Source organism: Microbispora sp. NBRC 16548 (assembly GCF_030268985.1).
Taxonomy (GTDB): domain Bacteria; phylum Actinomycetota; class Actinomycetes; order Streptosporangiales; family Streptosporangiaceae; genus Microbispora; species Microbispora catharanthi.
On record NZ_BSSF01000008.1, the window covers coordinates 73,119 to 93,775 of the forward strand.

Annotated in this window: 18 protein-coding genes; 5 read left to right on the forward strand and 13 right to left on the reverse strand. The window is 70.2% G+C overall.

Translation table 11 applies throughout. From position 1 onward, the window contains the following. Nucleotides 1–9 precede the first annotated feature (9 nt). The 5 genes from ffh to QSK36_RS22985 all read right to left on the reverse strand — a co-directional run bounded on the left by ffh (nucleotide 10) and on the right by QSK36_RS22985 (nucleotide 5,882). Nucleotides 10–1,557: a signal recognition particle protein gene (ffh, locus tag QSK36_RS22965; protein ID WP_285783831.1), complete on the reverse strand. Its 1,548-nt coding sequence runs from the start codon at nucleotides 1,555–1,557 to the stop codon at nucleotides 10–12. 127 nt (nucleotides 1,558–1,684) lie between these two features. Continuing rightward, nucleotides 1,685–2,236, reverse strand: a complete 552-nt coding sequence (locus tag QSK36_RS22970; protein WP_182901262.1) for a GTP-binding protein — start codon at nucleotides 2,234–2,236, stop codon at nucleotides 1,685–1,687. Between the two features lie 7 nt (nucleotides 2,237–2,243). Further along, entirely contained in the window at nucleotides 2,244–2,678 is a 435-nt protein-coding gene (locus QSK36_RS22975) for a DUF742 domain-containing protein (RefSeq protein ID WP_183535507.1), read from the reverse strand. A gap of 4 nt (nucleotides 2,679–2,682) precedes the next feature. Next, a complete protein-coding gene (locus QSK36_RS22980; RefSeq protein ID WP_142560248.1) occupies nucleotides 2,683–3,111 on the reverse strand; it encodes a roadblock/LC7 domain-containing protein in 429 nt (142 codons plus the stop codon). Continuing rightward, nucleotides 3,108–5,882 carry a sensor histidine kinase gene (locus tag QSK36_RS22985; protein WP_285783832.1) on the reverse strand — a complete coding sequence of 925 codons (2,775 nt, stop codon included), beginning with the start codon at nucleotides 5,880–5,882 and terminating at the stop codon, nucleotides 3,108–3,110. Before QSK36_RS22985 ends, QSK36_RS22980 begins: the two co-directional genes overlap by 4 nt. 302 nt (nucleotides 5,883–6,184) lie before the next feature. Here QSK36_RS22985 and QSK36_RS22990 point away from each other — a divergent pair, with 302 nt between their 5' ends. Genes QSK36_RS22990 through QSK36_RS23010 form a run of 5 tightly spaced genes read left to right on the forward strand, consistent with a single transcriptional unit; the run spans nucleotide 6,185 to nucleotide 10,641 of the window. Then, nucleotides 6,185–7,276 carry an ABC transporter substrate-binding protein gene (locus QSK36_RS22990; protein WP_285783833.1) on the forward strand — a complete coding sequence of 364 codons (1,092 nt, stop codon included), beginning with the start codon at nucleotides 6,185–6,187 and terminating at the stop codon, nucleotides 7,274–7,276. Between the two features lie 19 nt (nucleotides 7,277–7,295). Further along, nucleotides 7,296–8,069: an ABC transporter permease gene (locus QSK36_RS22995; protein WP_183535505.1), complete on the forward strand. Its 774-nt coding sequence runs from the start codon at nucleotides 7,296–7,298 to the stop codon at nucleotides 8,067–8,069. Next, nucleotides 8,066–8,854, forward strand: a complete 789-nt coding sequence (locus tag QSK36_RS23000) for an ABC transporter permease (protein ID WP_285783834.1) — start codon at nucleotides 8,066–8,068, stop codon at nucleotides 8,852–8,854. Before QSK36_RS22995 ends, QSK36_RS23000 begins: the two co-directional genes overlap by 4 nt. A gap of 9 nt (nucleotides 8,855–8,863) precedes the next feature. Further along, a complete protein-coding gene (locus QSK36_RS23005; protein ID WP_285783835.1) occupies nucleotides 8,864–9,640 on the forward strand; it encodes an ABC transporter ATP-binding protein in 777 nt (258 codons plus the stop codon). After that, the gene (locus QSK36_RS23010; RefSeq protein WP_285783836.1) at nucleotides 9,637–10,641 is read left to right on the forward strand and encodes a methyltransferase; all 1,005 of its coding nucleotides are present in this window, start codon (nucleotides 9,637–9,639) and stop codon (nucleotides 10,639–10,641) included. The genes QSK36_RS23005 and QSK36_RS23010 overlap by 4 nt, the downstream gene beginning before the upstream one ends. Before the next feature lie 130 nt (nucleotides 10,642–10,771). Here QSK36_RS23010 and QSK36_RS23015 read toward each other — a convergent pair whose 3' ends face one another. The 8 genes from QSK36_RS23015 to QSK36_RS23050 all read right to left on the reverse strand — a co-directional run bounded on the left by QSK36_RS23015 (nucleotide 10,772) and on the right by QSK36_RS23050 (nucleotide 20,655). Then, nucleotides 10,772–11,347 carry a GTP-binding protein gene (locus tag QSK36_RS23015; RefSeq protein ID WP_182901350.1) on the reverse strand — a complete coding sequence of 192 codons (576 nt, stop codon included), beginning with the start codon at nucleotides 11,345–11,347 and terminating at the stop codon, nucleotides 10,772–10,774. Nucleotides 11,348–11,354: 7 nt separating this feature from the next. Further along, nucleotides 11,355–11,798, reverse strand: coding sequence for a DUF742 domain-containing protein (locus QSK36_RS23020; protein ID WP_183535499.1), 444 nt, complete (start codon nucleotides 11,796–11,798; stop codon nucleotides 11,355–11,357). A gap of 119 nt (nucleotides 11,799–11,917) precedes the next feature. Then, nucleotides 11,918–12,340 (reverse strand): roadblock/LC7 domain-containing protein, encoded by a 423-nt coding sequence (locus QSK36_RS23025; RefSeq protein ID WP_076434898.1) that lies wholly within the window; start codon nucleotides 12,338–12,340, stop codon nucleotides 11,918–11,920. Beyond that, nucleotides 12,340–15,597 carry a sensor histidine kinase gene (locus QSK36_RS23030; protein ID WP_285783837.1) on the reverse strand — a complete coding sequence of 1,086 codons (3,258 nt, stop codon included), beginning with the start codon at nucleotides 15,595–15,597 and terminating at the stop codon, nucleotides 12,340–12,342. The genes QSK36_RS23025 and QSK36_RS23030 overlap by 1 nt, the downstream gene beginning before the upstream one ends. A 381-nt stretch (nucleotides 15,598–15,978) precedes the next feature. After that, nucleotides 15,979–16,515 carry a GTP-binding protein gene (locus QSK36_RS23035; protein ID WP_205825892.1) on the reverse strand — a complete coding sequence of 179 codons (537 nt, stop codon included), beginning with the start codon at nucleotides 16,513–16,515 and terminating at the stop codon, nucleotides 15,979–15,981. A 28-nt stretch (nucleotides 16,516–16,543) separates the two neighbouring features. Continuing rightward, on the reverse strand, nucleotides 16,544–16,903 hold the full coding sequence (locus tag QSK36_RS23040; RefSeq protein ID WP_030510865.1) for a DUF742 domain-containing protein: 360 nt from the start codon (nucleotides 16,901–16,903) through the stop codon (nucleotides 16,544–16,546). Nucleotides 16,904–16,918: 15 nt separating this feature from the next. After that, nucleotides 16,919–17,338 carry a roadblock/LC7 domain-containing protein gene (locus tag QSK36_RS23045; RefSeq protein WP_182901255.1) on the reverse strand — a complete coding sequence of 140 codons (420 nt, stop codon included), beginning with the start codon at nucleotides 17,336–17,338 and terminating at the stop codon, nucleotides 16,919–16,921. Beyond that, on the reverse strand, nucleotides 17,335–20,655 hold the full coding sequence (locus QSK36_RS23050; protein WP_285783838.1) for a sensor histidine kinase: 3,321 nt from the start codon (nucleotides 20,653–20,655) through the stop codon (nucleotides 17,335–17,337). The genes QSK36_RS23045 and QSK36_RS23050 overlap by 4 nt, the downstream gene beginning before the upstream one ends. Nucleotides 20,656–20,657: the final 2 nt, after the last annotated feature.

Below are 20,657 nucleotides of genomic sequence, written 5' to 3' on the forward strand. Positions count from 1 at the left end.
GTCCGGTCGTCAGTTCTGGCCGGGCAGCTTCAGCTTCGACGGGTCGAAGCCGGGCGGCAGCTCCAAGCCGGGGGGCAGCTGGCCGCCGCCGAGGTTGCCGAGCAGGCCCTTGGGCAGCTGGGGAGCGTCCGAGGACGACGCGTTCGCGCCGGCCTTGCCGAGCGCGGCCTTGCGCGGGTCGCCGCTGACGCGGCGGCCCTTCTTGGGCTTCTGCGCCTTCTGCTTGCGCCCGCCGGGCATGCCCGGGATGCCCATGCCCTGGGTCACCCGCTTCATCATCTTCTGCGCCTCGAAGAAGCGGACCACCAGGTTGTTCACCTCGGTGACCGTCACGCCCGAGCCCTTGGCGATGCGGGCCCGGCGCGAGCCGTTGATCATCTTCGGGTCCTGGCGCTCGCCGGGCGTCATGGAACGGATGATCGCCGCGATGCGGTCGAGGTCGCGGTCGTCGACCTGGTTGAGCTGCTCGCGCATCTGCCCCATGCCCGGCATCATGCCGAGCAGGTTCTTGATGGGCCCCATACGGCGGACCATCATCATCTGCTCGAGGAAGTCCTCCAGCGTGAAGCCGTCCCCGGAGACGAGCTTGCCCGCCATCTTGGCGGCCTCCTGCTCGTCGAACGTCTTCTGCGCCTGCTCGATCAGGGTGAGGATGTCACCCATGTCGAGGATCCGGCCCGCCATGCGGTCGGGGTGGAAGGCGTCGAAGTCCTCGAGCTTCTCACCGGTGCTGGCGAACATGATCGGCCGGCCGGTGACGTGCCGCACCGACAGGGCGGCGCCGCCTCGGGCGTCGCCGTCGAGCTTGGTCAGCACCACGCCGTCGAAGCCGACGCCGTCCATGAACGCGCGAGCCGTGCTCACCGCGTCCTGGCCGATCATGGCGTCGAGCACGAACAGGACCTCGTCGGGCGTGACCGCGTCGCGGATGTCGGCGGCCTGCTTCATCAGCTCCTGGTCGATACCGAGGCGGCCGGCGGTGTCGACGATGACCACGTCGTGCTGCTGGCGGCGCGCGTGGTCCACCGACTGCCGGGCCACCGCGACCGGGTCGCCCACGCCGTTGCCCGGCTCTGGGGCGTACACCGCCACCCCGGCCCGCTCGGCCATGACGGCGAGCTGCTGCACCGCGTTGGGACGCTGCAGGTCACAGGCGACGAGCAGCGGGGCGTGCCCCTGGTCGCTCAGCCACTTGGCGAGCTTGCCGGCCAGGGTCGTCTTACCGGAGCCCTGGAGGCCGGCCAGCATGATCACGGTAGGCGGGTTCTTGGCGTAGCGCAGCCGCCGCGTCTCGCCGCCCAGCACCTCGATGAGCTCGTCGTTGACGATCTTCACGACCTGCTGCGCGGGGTTGAGCGCCTGGGAGACCTCGGCGCCGCGGGCCCGCTCCTTCACCCGGGCCACGAAGTCCTTCACGACCGGCAGCGCGACGTCCGCCTCGAGCAGCGCGATGCGGATCTCGCGGCAGGTCGCGTCGATGTCGGCGTCGGAAAGCCTGCCTTTGGACCGAAGGGAGGAGAAGACCGAAGTCAGCCGGTCGGAAAGCGTCTCGAACACGTGTTTGGCCAGCCTCGAAGCGAGTGGACGGGTCGGTGAACCATCAGTCTCCCCAGACTATCCGCCCGTACGCCCTTCACGCCCGTGCCGGCGGGGCGAGATCGCCGGTCCGGCCCGTTCCCGGTCCTCACCGGACCGCGCTCACGTGGGATGTCAGCGCGTGTTCGACCAGCGTGATCAGGGTGCTCTTGACCGATTCGCGGTCACGGGCGTCGGTGCGGACGATCGGGACCTGGGGCGACAACGTCAGGGCCTCGCGCAGTTCGTCCTCCCCGTGGGTGTACTGCCCGTCGAAGCCGTTGACGCCGACGACGAAGGGCAGACGCGCCTCCTCGAAATAGTCCACCGCCGGGAAACTGTCGGCCAACCGCCGCGTGTCGACCAGCACCACCGCACCGATCGCCCCCCGCACCAGGTCATCCCACATGAACCAGAACCGATGCTGACCCGGCGTACCGAACAAATACAAAATCAGATCCCGGTCCAGCGACACCCGCCCGAAATCCATCGCCACCGTCGTGGTCGTCTTGTGCGGCACCAACCCCACATCGTCCACCCCCGCCGAGGCATCGGTCATCACCGCCTCGGTCGTCAACGGCACGATCTCCGACACCGCCCCCACGAAGGTCGTCTTCCCCACACCGAAGCCCCCCGCAACGACGATCTTCGTCGAGGTCAACCCCCGGCTAGAGCCTGCGAAGTCCACTGAGCACCCTTTCCAGCAAGTTCAGATCCGGCTTACCGGCCTCCAACTGCGGCTGATGCACATGCACCAGCCCCTCCGCCGCCATGTCCGCGATCACCACGCGAACCACACCCAGCGGAATCCGCAGCAACGCCGACACCTCGGCCACCGACCGCACCTGACGGCACAGGGAGGCGATGGCCCGAAATTCCGGGGGCCTCGTGGACAGGTCGTAGTGAGTGGTCGTGGCGGAGGAGACCAGCGCCTCCAGCGCGAGTTGCATGCGGGGCGTCGTACGGCCGCCGGTGACGGTGAACGGGCGGACCGGAGACGCGGGCTCCTCGGGGATCCGGGCGCCCGGCTGCCGCCCCCACGGGTCCGCGCCGGGTTCCTGATCCCACGGTTCCGCGCCCGGCGGCTGTCCCCACGGATCCATCCGGTCACCTCCGGGGATACGACACGGCTTGGAGTTCGGCGCGGACCGCGGGGGTCAGCACCTGGCCCGCCCGCTCCACCAGCAACGTCATCTGATAGGCCACCAGACCCAGATCGGAATCCGCCGCCGCCAGCACCGCCAGACAGGAACCGTCACTGATCGACATGATCAGCAACAACCCCCGCTGCATCTCCACCACCGTCTGCGTCACCGGGCCACCCTCGAACACCCGCGAGGCGCCCTGCGTCAGACTGATCAACCCGGCCGCCACCGCCGCCAGCTGATCCGCCCGATCCTTGGGAAACCCGTGCGAGAACGCCAGGGGCAACCCGTCCGCGGAGACGACGACGGCGTGCGCCACACCCGGCACCGAACTCACGAAATCATCGATCAGCCAGTTCAGGCCGCGTGCGCCCTGGCTCAACTCACTCATGCGCCGTCCCCTTTCGCGGTCGGGTAGCCCTCGTCTGCACTCAGTTCGCCCCTGGCCACCGCCCGGCCCTGCCGTACGCCCTGTTGCAGGCTCGCGAGCCGGCTGCGGGCCCGGTCGGGCGACAGGATCGGCTGCGACGGGGCGGGCGCCGCCGGCGCCGCGGCCGGATCGGCCGAGCCGGGCACCAGGTTGGCCTTCGGCACCCGCTTGGGCAGACCCGAGGCGGTCGTGCCGTCCGAGGCGGGCTTCTCGGTGGCCGCCGCCGCGGCCTGCCACCCGGCGTCCAGTGACGGGGTGTCCTGCCAGCCGGATTCGGTGTCGGCGGCGGGAGTGCGCCGGAACCAGGCGGACTCCACGGAGGCGAAGATCGGCAGGTACTCCTCGGCCGGCGGCCCGGCCTGCGCCGCACTCGGACGCACGCCGCCCAACTGGACGGGAGCGCCGTGCACCGGCCCGGAGATCGAGACCGGGCCGGTCGTCGCCGGCATCGCGCCGAACCCCATCGGGACGGGCCCGGTCACCGCCGGCAGAGGCCCGGTCGCCGCTTCGTCCATGCCGGACGACCGGCCGCGTATCCGGGTGAGCGGATCATGGACAGGCGGCGCGGCGACCCCGGAGGGCGGCAGCTGCTGACGGCCCCAGCCCCCGATGCCTTGCTGTGCCGTCCCCTGCTCGGCCTGCCGCGGGCTCCAGGCAGGGGCGAACGCGCCCGAATAGGACTCCGGCTGATGCGCCGGATGGCCCACGATGGACTCCGGCAGCAGCACCATGGCCGTCAGTCCGCCTCCGTCGTGCGGCCTGAGCTGGACCCTGATGCCGTTGCGGGCGGCGAGACGGCCGACCACGAACAGGCCCATCCGCCGCGACACCGACACGTCCACCACCGGCGGGTTCGCCAGCCTCCAGTTCGCCTGGGAGATCTCCTCCGACGTCATGCCGATGCCGGAGTCGGTGACGGAGATCATCACGCCCCCGCCGTCGATCCGGTTGCCCGAGACCACCACGCGGGTGTCGCGGGCGGAGAACGACAGCGCGTTCTCCACCAGCTCGGCGAGCAGGTGGATGACGTCGTTGACGGCCTGGCCGGCGATCGAGACGTCCGAGGGGAAGTTCAGCGCCACCCGCTCGTAGCCCTCGACCTCCGACAGCGAGGCGCGGATGACGTCGGTGATCTCGACGGGCCGGCTCCAGCGGCGTGCGGGCTCCTGCCCGGCGAGAACCAGGAGGTTCTCACTGTTGCGGCGCATGCGGGTCGCCAGGTGGTCGAGCTTGAACAGGTCGCCGAGCCGCTGCTCGTCCTGCTCGCCCTGCTCCAGGCCGTCGATCAGGGCGATCTGGCGCTCCACGAGGGTCTGGGTGCGCCGAGAAAGGTTCACGAACATCGCGTTGACGTTGCTGCGCAGCCGGGCCTCGTCACCCGCCAGCCGGATGGCCTCGCGGTGGACCTCGTCGAAGGCCCGCGCGACCTCGCCGATCTCGTCGGCGGACGCCACGCCGATCGGCTGCACCCCGGCCTGCCCCGCCGAGCCGTCCTCGGACTCGCGCAGCCGCTGCACCAGGGTGGGCAGGCGGTGCCCGGCGACCTCCAGCGCCTCGCTGCGCAGCCGCCGCAGCGGCCGTACGAGAGAGCGCGCCATGACGGCGGTGATGAGCAGGACCAGCAGCAGGACAACGACGACCATCGTGATGTTGACAACGGCCACGTTCCGGTCGGAACTCTGCAGAGCGTCGCTCCGGGCGACGATCGACTTGCTCAGGGCGGCGGTCACGTCGCGCATGAGGTCGGCCTGCTCGCTGATCGCGTCGAACCAGCGGTCGGCGTCGGCCCCCCTGCCGCTGAGGTTGCGGATGGGCTGCCCGGTGCCGACGAGGTACAGCGCCCGGTCGATGAAGAACCGCGCCCGGTCCACCTTCTGGTCGGTGACCGTGTCGTTGTAGAGCTGCCGCTCGTCGGTGGTGGCCACGGCGGTGAACGCCGCCAGCTCGCTCTGCTCCCTGGCCGTCGCGCCGGTGAAGGCGTCGAGCTCGGCCTGGTCGAGCCGCTGCTGGGCCAGTCCCATGGCGAGCAGCGCGCGCTGCTCCGACACCGCCTCCTTGGCCCGTGCGAGCGCCCCGAGCGCCTTGATGCTCGCGTACAGCCCTTCGTCCGGGACTCCCTGACCCGCCGCGTCGTACAGCTTCAGCAGGTCGTCGGTGACGAGCCGGTAATTCTCGATGCCGCGCAGCGGCGGGAGCTGCGACTCGAGGACGATCTTCCGGAACGCGGTCAGGTCCGTCAGCCGGGCCAGGGCCCGCGACAGGTCCTCCCGGCCGAGCCCGCCCAGCGCGTCCCCGCTCGTCCCGGCCCGGGCGCGCACCTGCTGCGCGGCGGCGTCCACGGCGTCGTGCTGGTTGTTCACGGTGGTGAGCAGGTCTCTGTCGCGACGGCCGCCCGCGACGTACTTGATCGACAGGTCGCGCTCCAGCTGGAGCTCGTGGAGGAGCACGCCGACGTTGCCGACGAGCTCGACGGCCTCGCGCACCCGCTGATACTCGGCGGCGCTGGATATCGAACTCGCCACTCGCAGGCCGCCGAGCAGGACCGCGACGACGGTGGGCAGCACGATCAGCGCGACGAGCCTGGTTCGCACCCGCCAGTTCTTCAGCTGAATCGAGTTGCCGGTCGCGGGCCCGTTGGGCGGCCCGCCGTCCGCGGAGGACGCGCCGCCGGCGGACTCGGCGACCGGTTCGGGCTCGGCGCGGCGACCACTCTCGATCGTTGCTGTCCTCACTGGCGCAACCTCTCGCGCTGAATCTCAGGGGATAAGGCTCCGGGGTCGCTCTAATGCGAGAGCCCGCACATCACCGGGCAATTTGAGCATAAGGCGTCGAGATAGACAAAGAGCTTGGGATTTTGGAGCGGTCCAGAGTTTCGCCCCGCCCCAAACGCATATGTGCAGGGCGGCGACGAGCAGGGGGAAGGCAATATCGGACGGAAGATGCACGACGACCTTCATCGTGGAACCGGTCCAAGCCCTTGGCCGTAATTACAAATGATGACAGAGGTGATTTAGTCCTCAATTTGACTACAATCGTGACTCAAACACATCGAATCCGTACGGCTCCTGTACGCTTCTCGCCCGTCGCCGTCTATGCGGGACAGACCCGTCGCGGGCGGCCACCTCAACACTCCAGACAAGGAGACTTCATGAGGCTTATAAGGCGTACTCTCGCCGTCGGCGTCGCGGCCGTCCTGACGCTCACCGCTTGCGGCACCCCCGACACGACGTCCTCCTCTTCCTCGGGCAACGGACTGGAGAAGACGACGCTGAAGGTCGGCACGATTCCGGTGCCGGACAGCGCGCCGTTGCAGGTGGCGATCGATCGGGGGTTCTTCAAGGCCGAGGGCCTGGAGGTCCAGCCCGAGGTGGTCGCCGGCGGCGCGGTCGCCACCCAGAAGCTGCTGGGCGGAAGCCTCGACCTGTCGCTCGGCGCGTACGTCGGCACTTTCCTCGCCCAGGACAAGGGCGCGGGGAAGTTCAAGTACGTCGCGGACAGTTACGGCGCCGCCCCCGGCGCTTTCGTCATCATGGTCAAAAAGGACTCCCCGATCAAAACTGTTGCAGACCTCAAGGGGAAGACCATAGCGGTCAATGTTCTCAACAGCGTCAGCCAACTGACCGCCGAAGTGCAGATGAAGGTGGCCGGGGTGACCGCGACCCCGAACCAGTTCGTGGAGAAGAAGTTCCCCGACATGCCCGCCGCGCTGGAAAACGGCCAGGTCGACGCGGCGGCGATGACCGAGCCGGTCATCACGGTGGAATCGAAAGCGGGTGGCCGAATCATCGTCGATGAGATGACCGGTCCGACCGAAAGTCTTCCCATCGCGGGCTGGTTCACCACCGACGCCATCGCGAGCAAATACCCGAAGGCGATAGCCGCGTTCCAGCGGGCGCTCGGCAAGGCGCAGGCGCTCGTCGCGAAGGACCGCAAGATCGTCGAGGAGACGCTGCCCAAGTACACCAAGATCGACGCCGCCACCGCGGCCGTCATCTCCCTGGGCTCCTACCCGACCTCCCTCAGCGAGACCCGCCTGCAGCGTGTGGCCGACCTGATGAAGGAGTACGGCTACCTCAAGAACGATCTCGACGTGAAGTCGATGATCCTGTCGCCCCCGGCGAGCTGACGGAGATCCCGCACCTGCCATGGAACACGCACGAGTCCTCCGCGGCGTCGCCGGCGTCGCGGGGTTCCTCGCCGCGGCCGAGATCGTCGGCGCGACCGGCCTGATCGACGACCGCTTCCTGCCACGCATGTCCACGATCCTCCGCGGCGCGGCGGAACTGCTCGTCGATCAGGAGTTCCTCGCCGACGCGCGTGCCTCGCTCGCCGCCTGGGGGCTCGGGCTGCTGCTGACCGTGGCGGTGGCGGTCCCGGCCGGACTCGCGCTCGGGGCCCTGCCGCCCGTGGAGCGGGCCGTACGGCCGCTGATCGAGTTCCTCCGGCCCATCCCGTCGGTCGCCATCATCCCGCTCGCGATCCTGCTCTTCAGCGACAACCTGCACCTGAGGGTGGCCGTCGTCGTCTACGCGGCGTCCTGGCCGATCGTCATCAACACGATCTACGCGCTGCGGGACGTCGACCCGCTCGCCAAGGAGACCCTGCGCAGCTTCGGGTTCGGCCCGGTGTCCGTGCTGCTCCGGGTGGCGCTGCCCAGCGCGGCGCCCTTCATCGCGACCGGGATCCGCGTCGCCGCCGGCACCGCCGTCATCCTCGTGATCAGCGCGGAACTGCTCGCAGGAGGGGCGGAGGGCGTCGGGATCTACATCACGGAGGCCGCGAGCGGCAACCGGATGGACCTGATGCTCGGCGCGGCCCTGTGGGCCGGCCTGTTCGGCGTCCTGTCCAACACCGCCCTGGTCGCGGTGGAACGCAGGCTGTTCCGCTGGCACGACGTACGCACCGGAGCCGCCCGATGAACGTGATCAGAGCCGTCGGCCGTCTCTGGCTGGTGCCGGTGACGCTCGTGGCCTGGGAGATCGTCACCCGTGCCGCCGAGCAGCCGTTCTTCCCTCCTCCGTCGGCGACGCTGGCCCGGATGGGCGAGATGTGGCTGTCCGGCCCGCCCGCCCATCTCCTGCTGACGGAGCAGGCGATGGACGATTTCGGCCCCAGCCTCGCCCGCCTGTTCGCCGGGTGGACGCTGGCCGCGGTCCTCGGGGTGGCCGCGGGAGTCGCCATCGGCTGTTCCCCCCGCCTGTCCGGCTACCTCGACCCGCTGATCCACCTCGGCCGGGCCGTGCCGCCTCCGCTGCTGGTGCCCTTCTTCCTCGCCCTGCTGAAGCTGAGCACGCCGGCGCAGCTCACGACGATCGTGTTCGGGATCATCTGGCCGATCCTCCTCAACACCATCGACGGCACCCGGACGGTGGACCGGCAGCACCTGGAAACCGCGCGCATCTTCGGGTTCTCGACGGTCCAGCGGCTCATCAGAGTGATCGTTCCCGCCGCGATGCCCAAGATCTTCGCCGGCCTGCGGCTGGCCCTCTCACTGGCCCTGATCCTGCTGGTCATCGCCGAGATCCTCGCCGGTTCCGGCGGCCTCGGCTACCGGCTCCTGTCGGCGCAGCGCAGCTACCTCTACACCGAAATGTGGGGCTGCCTGGTGGTGCTCGGCCTCCTCGGCTATCTGCTCAACTCCGCGTTCCTGCTGTTGGAACGGCGCGTTCTCGCCTGGCACAGGAACGCCAGGCAGACCACCTAGGAAGGCATCGTGCTCGAGATCACCGATCTGGTCCACTCGTACGGCTCGCATCGCGTTCTCGACGGGGTGAGCATCCGCGCCGCCGAAGGCGAACTCGTCTGCGTCGTGGGCCCCTCCGGCTGCGGCAAGTCCACTCTGCTGCGGTCCGTCGCCGGTCTCATCCGTCCCACCGGGGGCCGGGTGATGATCGGCGGACAGCCCGTCGATCGCATCCCCGACAACCTGGCCGTCGTCTTCCAGGACTACAGCCGTTCGCTCTACCCCTGGATGACCGCCGCGAACAACGTGGCGCTGCCGCTGCGACGCCGCGGGCTGGACCGGCGGCGCCGCAGGGAGGCGGCGATGGCCGCGCTGGACCAGGTCGGCCTGGCCGACGCCGCGGCGAAGTACCCCTGGGAGATGTCCGGCGGAATGCAGCAACGGGTGTCCATCGCCCGCGCCCTCGCCTACCGCCCGTCCCTGCTGCTGATGGACGAGCCCTTCGGCTCGGTGGACGCGCAGACCCGCGAGGACCTGGAAGACCTGGTGCTGCGGGTCTGCGCGCATCACGGCATGACGACCCTGCTGATCACGCACGACATCGACGAAAGCGTCTACGTCGGCGACCGGGTGATCGTCCTCACCCGGTCGCCGGCTCGGGTCGCCGCCGACCTGCCGGTAGACCTGGGCGAATCACGCGACCAGATCGCGACGCGGCAACTCGACGCGTTCGTCCGGCTGCGTGCCGAAGTGGGCCGCCTGGTCCGAGGCGGCTCCCCCACCTCAACTGTTCAGGAGAAGCAGTGATCGACTCCACCGGCCCCGTCTGGGACGCCATCCGCGGGCTCTCCCGGTTCGCCGCGCTCGCCGCGATGGCCGAGCTGAACTGCGCCGAACACCTGGCCCCCGGCCCGATGGACGTGCCGGAGCTCGCCAAGGCGTGTGACGCGCACGAGCCCTCTTTGGCGCGCGTGCTGCGGGAACTCGAGACGGTCGGCGTGGTCCGCGCCGTCGCTCCGGGGACGTACGAGCTGACCGAGGAGGGTCAGACGCTGCGCGACGGCGTTCCGGGCAGCATGCGCTCCGCCCTGCGTACCGCGGCCGAGAACGGTTACTGGTACGCCATGGGCAACCTGGCGCAGACCGTGAAGGACGGGCGGTCCGCCTTCATCGCGCGATTCGGCCCCTTGTACGGCTATTTCCAGGAGCATCCCGAGGCCGCCCGCCTGTTCAACGAGTACATGGCCATCCGCGCGGCGCCGCTGGAGGCCGCTCTGGCCACCACCTACGACTTCACCGGCGTGAAGACGTTCGTCGACGTCGCCGGGGGAACCGGGCACCTGCTGGCGGCGGTGCTCGACCGGCACCCCGCCATGCGCGGCGTGCTCTTCGACATCGCGCACGTGGTGGAGAACGCCCGGGAGTCCCTGAGCGCGCGGGGCCTCGGCGACCGGTGCGAGTTCGAGAGCGGCGACTTCTTCGAGAGCGTGCCCGCGGGCGGGGACCTCTATCTGCTGGCCAGCGTCATCCACAACTGGAGTGACGAGGCGAGCCTGCGCATCCTCGCCAACGTGCGGAAGGCGGCTCCCCGCCACGCCCGGGTGCTGCTGCTGGAAATGGTGCTGCCGGACGACGCCACGCCGCACATCGGCAAGGACCTCGACATGCGCATGCTCGCGGTGACCGACGGCGGGATGGAGCGCACGTTGAGCGAACACACGCGGCTGCTCGGCGAGGCCGGTTTCACACTCTCCCGCGTCCTGCCGCTGCCCGCCGGAGCGAGCCTGATCGAGGCCCTGCCCCGCTGAGCCGGGAGTGCCTCACGAAGGCCGCCCTCGTGGCTGATCTTCCCTTGCCCCATGGAAAGTCCGAGCCTGCGAGGAGTTTCCATGGGGTGGAGCAGGCGCCGCCGGGCCACGCCCAGCAGAGCGTGCTCTGTCAGACACGACCTTGGTGGAAATTGGGGCCGGGCACGGCGACCCGCATGGTCAGCGCGTGTTCGACCAGGGTGATCAGGGTGCTCTTGACCGATTCGCGGTCACGGGCGTCGGTGCGGACGATCGGGATGTGCGGCGACAACGTCATCGCCTCCCGCACCTCCTCCTCGGCGTGCGGGTACTGCCCGTCGAAGCCGTTGACGCCGACGACGAAGGGCAGACGCGCCTCCTCGAAATAGTCCACCGCCGGGAAACTGTCGGCCAACCGCCGCGTGTCGACCAGCACCACCGCACCGATCGCCCCCCGCACCAGGTCATCCCACATGAACCAGAACCGATGCTGACCCGGCGTACCGAACAAATACAAAATCAGATCCCGGTCCAGCGACACCCGCCCGAAATCCATCGCCACCGTCGTGGTCGTCTTGTGCGGCACCAACCCCACATCGTCCACACCCGCCGAGGCATCGGTCATCACCGCCTCGGTCGTCAACGGCACGATCTCCGACACCGCCCCCACGAAGGTCGTCTTCCCCACACCGAAGCCCCCCGCAACGACGATCTTCGTCGAGGTCAACCCCCGGCTAGAGCCTGCGAAGTCCACTGAGCACCCTTTCCAGCAAGTTCAGATCCGGCTTACCGGCCTCCAACTGCGGCTGATGCACATGCACCAGCCCCTCCGCCGCCATGTCCGCGATCACCACGCGAACCACACCCAGCGGAATCCGCAGCAACGCCGACACCTCGGCCACCGACCGCACCTGACGGCACAGCGTGCTGATCGCCTGGCGTTCCGGGGTGAGCATGGAAAGGTCCTGGTGCATCACCGTGGCGGAGGACACGAGTGCCTCCATGGCGAGCTGGAGCCGCGGCGCCGTACGCCCGCCGGTGACGGCGTACGGCCGCACCAGTGAGCTCTGCTCCGTCGGCGCCGGCGTCGGCGTCGGGACCGGGTTCGTGCCGCCGTACTGCCGGTGGGCGTCGTCCACCGGCGGATAGGCCTCGTTATTCCAGCCGCCGCCTGCCACAGCGTCCTCCTGACCTTTTCGCTCTCGCTCCGGAACCCGGCGGCCGTCCCGGCCGCCCCGCTCAGGGCGTCTTCCCCGATCTGTCCTCCACCGCGTGCCCTACTTCGCGGGGTCTTCCGTCACCGCGGGTGAGACGCCTGGAGCTCGGCGCGAACCGCGGGGGTCAGCACCTGGCCCGCCCGCTCCACCAGCAACGTCATCTGATAGGCCACCAGACCCAGATCGGAATCCGCCGCCGCCAGCACCGCCAGACAGGAACCGTCACTGATCGACATGATCAGCAACAACCCCCGCTGCATCTCCACCACCGTCTGCGTCACCGGGCCACCCTCGAACACCCGCGAGGCGCCCTGCGTCAGACTGATCAACCCGGCCGCCACCGCCGCCAGCTGATCCGCCCGATCCTTGGGAAACCCGTCCGAGAACGCCAGAGGCAACCCGTCCGCCGACACCACCACGGTGTGCGCCACACCCGGCACGTTGTTCACGAAGTCCGTGATCAACCAGTTGATGCCGCGCGCGGCCTGGCTCATTTCCCTCATCAGTCCTCCTTCTCACTGTCCTGGGCATCGGGCATGCCCAGGGCCGCCGCCCCGGGATATCCCTGGTCCTCCCCGGCCTCCCCGCGAGCGACCGCCCGGCCCTGCCGGACGCCCTGCTGGAAGCTGGAGAGCCTGCTGCGTACCCGCTCGGGCGAGAGCACGGGCGGGGGCGGCGGCGGGGCGGCCGCCGCTGCCGCGGCGGGCTCCGCGGAAGGGGTGGAACCCGTGGCCGAGCCGGGCACCAGGTTGGCCTTGGGCACCCGCTTGGGCAGGCCGGACGAGGTGACCCCGCCCAGGGCCGGCTCGCTGGCCGCCTTGGCCGCCTGCCAGCCGACGTCCGCCGGGGACGACCAGGTCCTGGTGTCCGCAGCGGTCTCGTCGTCCGAGTCGCTCTTTTCCGCCGGGATGTCGACCTTCTTGAACCAGTCCGACTCGACCGCGGCGAAGATCGGGAGGAACTCCTCCTCCGACTCCAGCGGCGAGGTCCGCACCACCGGCAGCGGGCCGGTGTTGTCGTCGCCTTCGAAGCCGCCGCGGCCGGTCCGTCCGGGCCAGCCGGCGCCGCCGTCCTGCGGGGTGCCGGGCCAGGAGGCGCCTCCCGGAGGGGGCAGATGGCCGGGCCAGGGCGTGTCCACGGGGGCCTCGCCGACGTGACCCCGGCTGAAGGGGTTGGTGTCGAAGGGGCTGGAGTCGAACGGTCCCGAGTCGAAGTTCGTGGTCTCGAACGGGTCTCGCCCGGACGACGTCTGCTCGGACGGCGCCTGGTCGAACGGCGTCTTGTCGAAGGCCGCCCGGTCGAACGGTCCGGACTCGAACGGGCTGCGGGCGAACGGGTCGGGCTGCCCGCCCTGGCCGAAGCCGCCGGTGTCGAAGGGATTGCGGGCGAAAGGATCGGACTCGCCCGGCCGCCCCGCACCGCCCGTCTCGAACGGATTGCGCGCGAACGGGTCGCCTTCGGCGCCACGGCCCGGCGGCGGCTCGAAGGGGTTGCGGGCGAACGGGTCGGGGTCGAAGCCGACGGTCTCCCGCGGGAAGGATTCGAAGGGCCCCCGCTCGAAGGGGTCAGCGCCGGGGGTGCCGACGCCGGGCGCGTCCGCGCCGAACACCGGAGTGCGCGGCGGGTTCTCGAACGGCGTCGGGCTGGCGAGGGCCGGCGCGTTGCCGAACATGGCGGCGCCGAACTGCGGCCCGGTTCCGACCGCCGGCATCGGGCTGGTCAGCTCGGGCTGCGGCATGCCCGGCACGCCGGGGAACGCCGGGCCGGCGTGGGCCAGCAGCGCCTCGGGCAGCAGCACCATGGCCGTCAGGCCACCGGTGTCCTGCTGGCGCAGCTGCACGCGGATGCCGTGACGCAGCGCCAGGCGGCCGACCACGAACAGGCCCATGCGGCGGGACACCGACACGTCCACGACCGGAGGATTGGCGAGCCGGTAGTTGGTCTGGGCCAGCTCCTCGGGCGTCATGCCGATGCCCTGGTCGCTGACGGAGATGATCAGGCCGCCGCCGTCGATGCGGTTGCTCGACACCGTGACCTTGGTGTCGCGGGGCGAGAAGGAGATGGCGTTCTCCACCAGCTCGGCCACGAGGTGGACGACGTCGTTGACCGACTGGCCGACGACCGACGCTCCACCCTGCACCTGGATGTCGACGCGCTCGTAGTTCTCGACCTCAGACAGCGAGGCGCGCACGACGTCGACGATGGGCACCGGCTGGCCCCAGCGGCGCGCGGGCTCCTGCCCGGCGAGGACCAGGAGGTTCTCACTGTTGCGGCGCATGCGGGTCGCCAGGTGGTCGAGCTTGAACAGGTTCCCGAGCCGCTGCTCGTCCTGCTCGCCCTGCTCCAGCCCGTCGATCAGGGACAGCTGGCGTTCCACCAGCGTCTGCGTGCGCCGCGACAGGTTCACGAACATCGCGTTGACGTTGCTGCGCAGCCGGGCCTCGTCACCCGCCAGCCGGATGGCCTCGCGGTGGACCTCGTCGAAGGCCCGCGCGACTTCGCCGATCTCGTCGCGGCCGACCACCTGCATCGGGGCGATGGGCGGGACCTCGGCGGCGTCGCCGGCCTCCCGCAGCTTCTGGACCGTGTCGGGGAGGCGGCTGCCGGCGATCTCCAGCGCCTCGCTGCGCAACCGCCGCAGCGGACGTACGAGCGAGCGGGCGACGCCGGTGGTGACGAGCAGAACCGCGATCAGCAGGAGAGCGACGGCGACGGCCACGATGATGGCCCGCTGTTGCTCGTCGTCCTTGAGCGACTGGCTCCGCGCCACGATGGAGGAGGTCAGCTTGGCCTCGACGGTGCGCATCCGGTTGATGGGCTGCGACATCGCGTCGTACCAGAGACGGGTGTCGTCGCGTACCGACTGGTCGAAGCCCTTGAGCGGGAAGCCCGCGTTGGCGCGGTCGAGCACCAGCGTGCGGATGAACTCCGCCTGGTCGACCTTGCCGCCGGTCACCGTGTTGTCGTAGTCGGCGCGCTCCTCGGCGGTGGCGCTCTTGCGGAAGGCGCGCAGATCGCTCTCCTCGGCGGACACGGCGCCGAGGAAGTTCTGCAGCTGGACCTGCTCGAAGCGGGTGTTGGGCAGCACCGTGGTCAGCAGGCCGCGCTGCAGGGAGGCGTTCTCCTTGGCGCGGGCGAGCGCGGCCAGCGTGACGGACGAGGCGGCGAGCCGGTCGTCCTGGGTGCTCTTGGCCAGCTCGTCCTGCAGGGCCATCAGAGTCTCGATGACGAGGGTGTACTGGTCGAGCACGGCGCTCGGCTGCAGGTTCCCCTGCATGGCCTGGCTCCGCAGCACCTCCACGCCGTCGAGCTTGCCGAGGACGTGGTCGATCTCGTCGGAGGCGCGGCTGCTCACCTTCGTCCTGACCTCGTTCGCCAGGTCCCGGACGGCGGTGGCCGCCTTGTTGGTGAAAAGGGTCTGCGCCTTGACCGCGGCAGTCGCCTTCGCCGGGTGGCCGAGCGTCGCGTTCCAGGCGGCGCGGTCGCGTTCCGACTGCAACTCGTGGGTGAGGCCCGCGACCTTGTCCACTAGCCGCGCCAGGTCGCTGATCTGCTGGTACTCGGACGCCGTGGTGACCGAGGTGACGACCCGCAGGCCGCCCAGCAGCAGCGCCGCCAGGGTCGGGATGAGGATCAGCGCCACAAGCCTGGAGCGCACGCGCCAGTTGCGCAGGAGAAAACGACTTCCCTCGTCGGGCTCCTGCTCAGCCGGAACCCCGGTCCCGGGGCTCTCGTCGGTCCGGGGGTCTTGTGTCCTCACAGGCTTTGCAACCTCTCGCCGTATGTGCGCACAGGGGGAAGTGTCTCAGCACGGATGTGGCTGGCGTGACGTGCGAGACGTCCTGCAGGCGAGGGTAATTGCAGCACACCGACACCAGGGAGGCCAACCGAACACCCGTGCACAAATAGCCTAGACAGGCATGTAGATGATGTTATTTGGTTAAATATCGGGTCAGCATCAATACCGAATTCTGCCCTGCCGGGTAGCCGCGAGTCCCGGGGATCGAACCCCCGAGGGCAAAGAATGCCACTCCGGCGGCGTGCTCGGGCCGGACGCCGCGAGGGCGGCACCCTCCGGGGTACCGCCCTCGCCGCCCCGTCCGCGGGGCGCGGCCTGTCGGGAACACAGCTTTTTCCAGGTTCAGTATTGTCTGCCGTACGCGGCCCGCACGGTCAGCACGTACTCGACCAGGCTGATGAGCGTGGACTTGACGGCATCCCGCGAGCGCGCGTCCGTACGGACGATCGGGACGTGGGGAGCCAGCGACAGCGCCTCACGGACCTCCTCCTCCGAGTGGAGGAACTGCCCCTCCCAGCCGTTCATCGCGACCAGGAAGGGAAGCTGGGCCTCCTCGAAGTAGTCGATGGCCGGGAAGCAGTCGGCGAGCCTGCGGCTGTCGACGAGCACGACCGCGCCGATGGCGCCGCGGACGAGGTCGTCCCACATGAACCAGAAGCGGTGCTGACCCGGCGTGCCGAACAGGTAGAGGATGAGGTCCTGGTCGAGCGAGAGCCGGCCGAAGTCCATGGCGACCGTCGTGGTCGTCTTGTTCGGCGTGAGCCCCAGGTCGTCGATGCCCGCGCTGGCGTCGGTCATCACGGCCTCGGTCGTCAGCGGCAGGATCTCGGAGACGGCACCGACGAAGGTCGTCTTCCCGACGCCGAACCCACCCGCCACGACGATCTTCGTCGAGGTAAGACCACGGCTAGAGCCTGCGTAGTCCACTGAGCACCCTTTCGAGCAGGTTGAGGTCTGGCTGTCCCTGGTTCAGCTGCGGCATGTGCAGGCGGACCAGACCCTCGTCGGCCATGTCGGCGATGAGCACACGGGCCACGCCTAGCGGGACCCGAAGCAGTGCCGAGATCTCCGCGACCGATCGTACGGAACGACATAGCATCATGATCGATTCCTGCTCTGGACTGAGCAGGGAATAGTCATTGCTCTTCAAGGTCACCGATGATACGAGGGTTTCCATCGCCATGTGGTAACGCGGCTCGGATCGGCCACCGGTGACGGCGTACGGACGGAAGAGAGGCTCGTCCTCTGTCCCGTCACGATCACGCACGGCCCTCTCCTCCGGTCATCGCCGCGACGTCTGCAGCTCGGCGCGCAGCGCTGGAGTGAGCACCTGGCCTGCCCGCTCGACGAGCAGGGTCATCTGGTAGGCCACCAGGCCCATGTCGCAGTCCGGTGCGGCGAGTACGGCCAGGCAGGAGCCGTCGCTGATCGCCATCACGAGCAGCAGTCCGCGCTGCATCTCGACGACGGTCTGCGACACCGCGCCCCCCTCGAACACCCGTGCGGCGCCGAGGGTGAGGCTGAGCAGGCCGGCGGCGACCGCCGCGAGCTGGTCGGCGCGGTCAGGCGGAAACCCGTCCGATTGGGCCAGCCGCAGGCCGTCCGACGACACCACCACCGCGTGCGCCACGCCAGGCGTGCTGCCGACGAACTCGGTGATCAGCCAGTCGAACCTGCGTGCTTCCACGCTCAGCTCAGTCACGAGCCCTCCTCCTCTTTACCCGACCCTTCGGCGAGACCTCCGGCCGTCTGGGCCCGGCCTCGCCTTACACCCTGCTGGAAGCTGGACAGGCGGTTGCGCACCGCCTCGGCCGAGACCGGGGGGCGCGGGGCGGCGGCTGGGGGGCCGTCCGCGCCCACCGAGCCGGGCACCAGGTTGGCCTTCGGCGTGCGCTTCGGCAAGCCCGCCGCGGTCACGCCGCCCAGCAGGGGATCCCGGGCGCTCGCCGCGGCCTGGAAGCCGCTGTCGGCCCGAGACCGCCATCCGCCGGGGTCTCCGCCCTGCGCCTGCGGGGCGGGGACGGGCCCGGAGGCGATGGCGGAGCGGGGCACCCTCGCGATCTCGCCGGTGCTCTCTCCGGGCTCCTCTCCGGCCTTTCCCCCGTCCGCCTTTCCTCCGTCCGCCTCCACGCCGGTCCGCGCCGCCGGCGCGGCCTGCGGGCCGGTGTCCGAGGGACGCCGGAACCACGCCGACTCGACCGAGGCGAAGATCGGGAGAAACTCCTCGCCCTGCTCCAGCGGCGACTCCTCCACCGACGGCAGCGGCCCGGTCGACGACCCCGGCTCCCCGGCCGTTCCCGCGGGCGGCGCGGCGCCGGGGAAGGCGGTCGGCCCCGTGCTGGACGGAGACGGCGAGAACGCCGTCGGTCCAGTGGCGGACGGGGAGAACGCGGTCGGTCCGGTGTCCGACGGCGAGAAGGCCGTCGGCCCGGTGCCGGACGGAGACGGCGAGAACGCCGTCGGTCCAGTGGCGGACGGGGAGAACGCGGTCGGTCCGGTGCTCGACGGCGAGAAGGCCGTGGGTCCGGTGGACCCGCCCCGCTGCGGGAGTCCCGTCGGCCCGGTGGGCAGCGACGGCCACGAGTGCTCCGAGCGGTCCTCGCCGCTCCCGCTCGCGGCTCCGCTCTGTGCTCCCTGTGATCCCCTCTGCGGCAACGCCGAGGGCCCGGCGGGCGCCGGTGGCCACGACGACTCGGACTGCTCGCCGAACGCCGGGCGGCGGGGGTCGCCGCCCGGCGCCCTCCCGGGCAGGCCCGGCACCGGATTGGGCCCCGAGTGCTCGGTGAACGCGCTGTCCCCGTACGGGTTCTCCGCGGGCGCGGGCGGCGCATCCGCCGTCGGCGCGCCGAACGCGGAGAACCCGCCCGCGCCGTTGCCGCCGGCACCGATCCCGCTGAACCCGTTCCCACCGGGACCGTTCCCGCCGGAACCGTGTCCGCCGGAACCCTGTCCGCTGGTCGCCGAGGGCCTGCGGGACCCGACGCCGCCCGCCGCATCGTTGCCGGGGCTCCAGGGTTCGAACGAACCGCCTCCCGGCGCGGGGGCGAGCGGGTCCGGCTCGGCGAACGCCTGCCGGGCCGGCAGTCCGGCCGCCGTCTGCCCGGCCGGGACGGAGGGACGCGGCATCACGGGCTGGTCGGCGTTGGAGATGAGCTGGGCGGGGAACAGCACCATCGCGATGACGCCCGCGCCGTCACCCCGGCGCAGCTGCACCCGGATGCCGTGACGCAACGCGAGGCGGCCGACCACGAACAGGCCCATCCGGCGGGACACCGAGACGTCGATCGTGGGCGGTTCGGCGAGACGACGGTTGATCTCCGCGAGCTCCTCCGGCGACATGCCGATACCCGCGTCGGTGACGCCGAGCATCACGGCGCCGCCCTCGACGGGGCTGCTGGAGACGACGACCTTGGTGTTGCGCGGCGAGAAGGCGATGGCGTTCTCGACCAGCTCCGCCAGCAGGTGGACGACGTCGTTCGCGGCGTGCCCCGCGATCGCGATCGTACGAGGAATCCGGACGACGACCCGCTCGTAGTCCTCGACCTCCGACAGCGAGGCGCGGACCACGTCGACCAGCCGGGCGGGCTGGCTCCGCTTGCGCGGCGGCTCGTGACCGGCGAGGACCAGGAGGTTCTCACTGTTGCGGCGCATGCGCGTGGCCAGGTGGTCCAGCTTGAACAGGTCGGCCAGACGCCGGCCGTCCTCCTCGCCCCGCTCCAGGCCGTCGATCAGCGAGATCTGCCGCTCCACCAGTGTCTGCGTACGGCGGGAAAGGTTCACGAACATCGAGTTGACGTTGGCGCGCAGGCGGGACTCCTCCGCGGCCAGACGCACGGCCTGCGTGTGGACCTCGTCGAAGGCCTGCGCCACCTCGCCGATCTCGTCGCTGCTGTCGACCGCGATCGGCTGCACGTGGGACTCGCGCTCGGGGTCCTCGGACTCGCGCATCTGCCGGACGATCTCCGGCAGCCTCCGCCCGGCGATGTCGAGCGCCTCCGCCCGCAGGCGGCGCAGCGGCCGGACCATCGACCGCGCGATGAGCACGGTCGTGGCGAGCACGAGCACGAGGAGTGCGAGGATCAGGCCACCGGCGATGAGGGCGTTGCGCTGCTCGGCCGACTGCAGGTCGCGGGCGCGGCTTTGCACCAGCTCCGACACGCGGCCCTCGACGGCCGCCATCTGCTCGATCGCCTTCGTGCTGTTCTGGAACCACTGCTGGGCCGTCCTGTCCCTGCCCCGGTAGCGGCTGAGGGACTGGTTCTGCAGGCCGAGCGTGAGCGCCCACGACTTGGTCAGCTCGCTGTTGACCACGTCCCTGTCGCCGAAGAGGGTGACCAGGCGGCTCGCCTCGGTCGCCGGGGCCTCGGTGTAGAACGTCGCCAGGTAGCTCTGCTGGCGCGACTGGGAGGCCAGGAAGTCCTGCAGCTCGAACGTGGTGAAGGTCTGGTTGCGCTCCAGCAGCTCACGGGTGAGGGTGGCCCGCTGCAGGGCCGCCTCCTCCTTGGCGTGGGCGAGAGCGCTGAGGGCGCGGACGTTGCCCACGATCGCGGCGTTGTCGTCGTTGTTGCCCAGTTCGTCATGCAGGCGCAGGATGTTGGCGATCACGGCGCTGTAGTCCTCCGGCGCGCCGTTCTCGCGGATGCCCGCGAGGCTCGAGATGCGGCTCGTGAGCTGCTGTGCCTGCTCCACCGCACGCGTGCCGTAGTCCGTGTTGATGTTCTTGAGGTCGGCCTTCACCTGCTGGATCAGCGGATCGACCGCCGCGCGCTGCTGGGCGCGGGTGACCTCGGTCTCCCCGTCGATGTCGAACTTGCGCTTGCTGTTGCCACCCCAGACGAACAGGTCGCGTTCGAGAGCCAGTTGCTCGGCCAGGTCCCGCAGGTGCACCGAGTATTCCGCCGCCGACCTGGTCCGCTGGTAGGCCGTCAGGCTGTCGATCGAACCCACGACACGGACGCCGGCGAGGAGCACGGCCACGATCGTCGGGGCGACGATCAGCGCGGTCAGGCGTGTGGGCACTC

What these genes read in the sequence shown, in the direction of transcription:
- QSK36_RS22980 (WP_142560248.1), bottom strand. Translation starts at nt 3,111, where the DNA reads ATGAGTGAGTTGAGCCAGGGCGCACGCGGCCTGAACTGGCTGATCGAT.
- QSK36_RS22995 (WP_183535505.1), top strand. Translation starts at nt 7,296, where the DNA reads ATGGAACACGCACGAGTCCTCCGCGGCGTCGCCGGCGTCGCGGGGTTC.
- QSK36_RS23025 (WP_076434898.1), bottom strand. Translation starts at nt 12,340, where the DNA reads ATGAGGGAAATGAGCCAGGCCGCGCGCGGCATCAACTGGTTGATCACG.
- QSK36_RS23000 (WP_285783834.1), top strand. Translation starts at nt 8,066, where the DNA reads ATGAACGTGATCAGAGCCGTCGGCCGTCTCTGGCTGGTGCCGGTGACG.
- QSK36_RS22975 (WP_183535507.1), bottom strand. Translation starts at nt 2,678, where the DNA reads ATGGATCCGTGGGGACAGCCGCCGGGCGCGGAACCGTGGGATCAGGAA.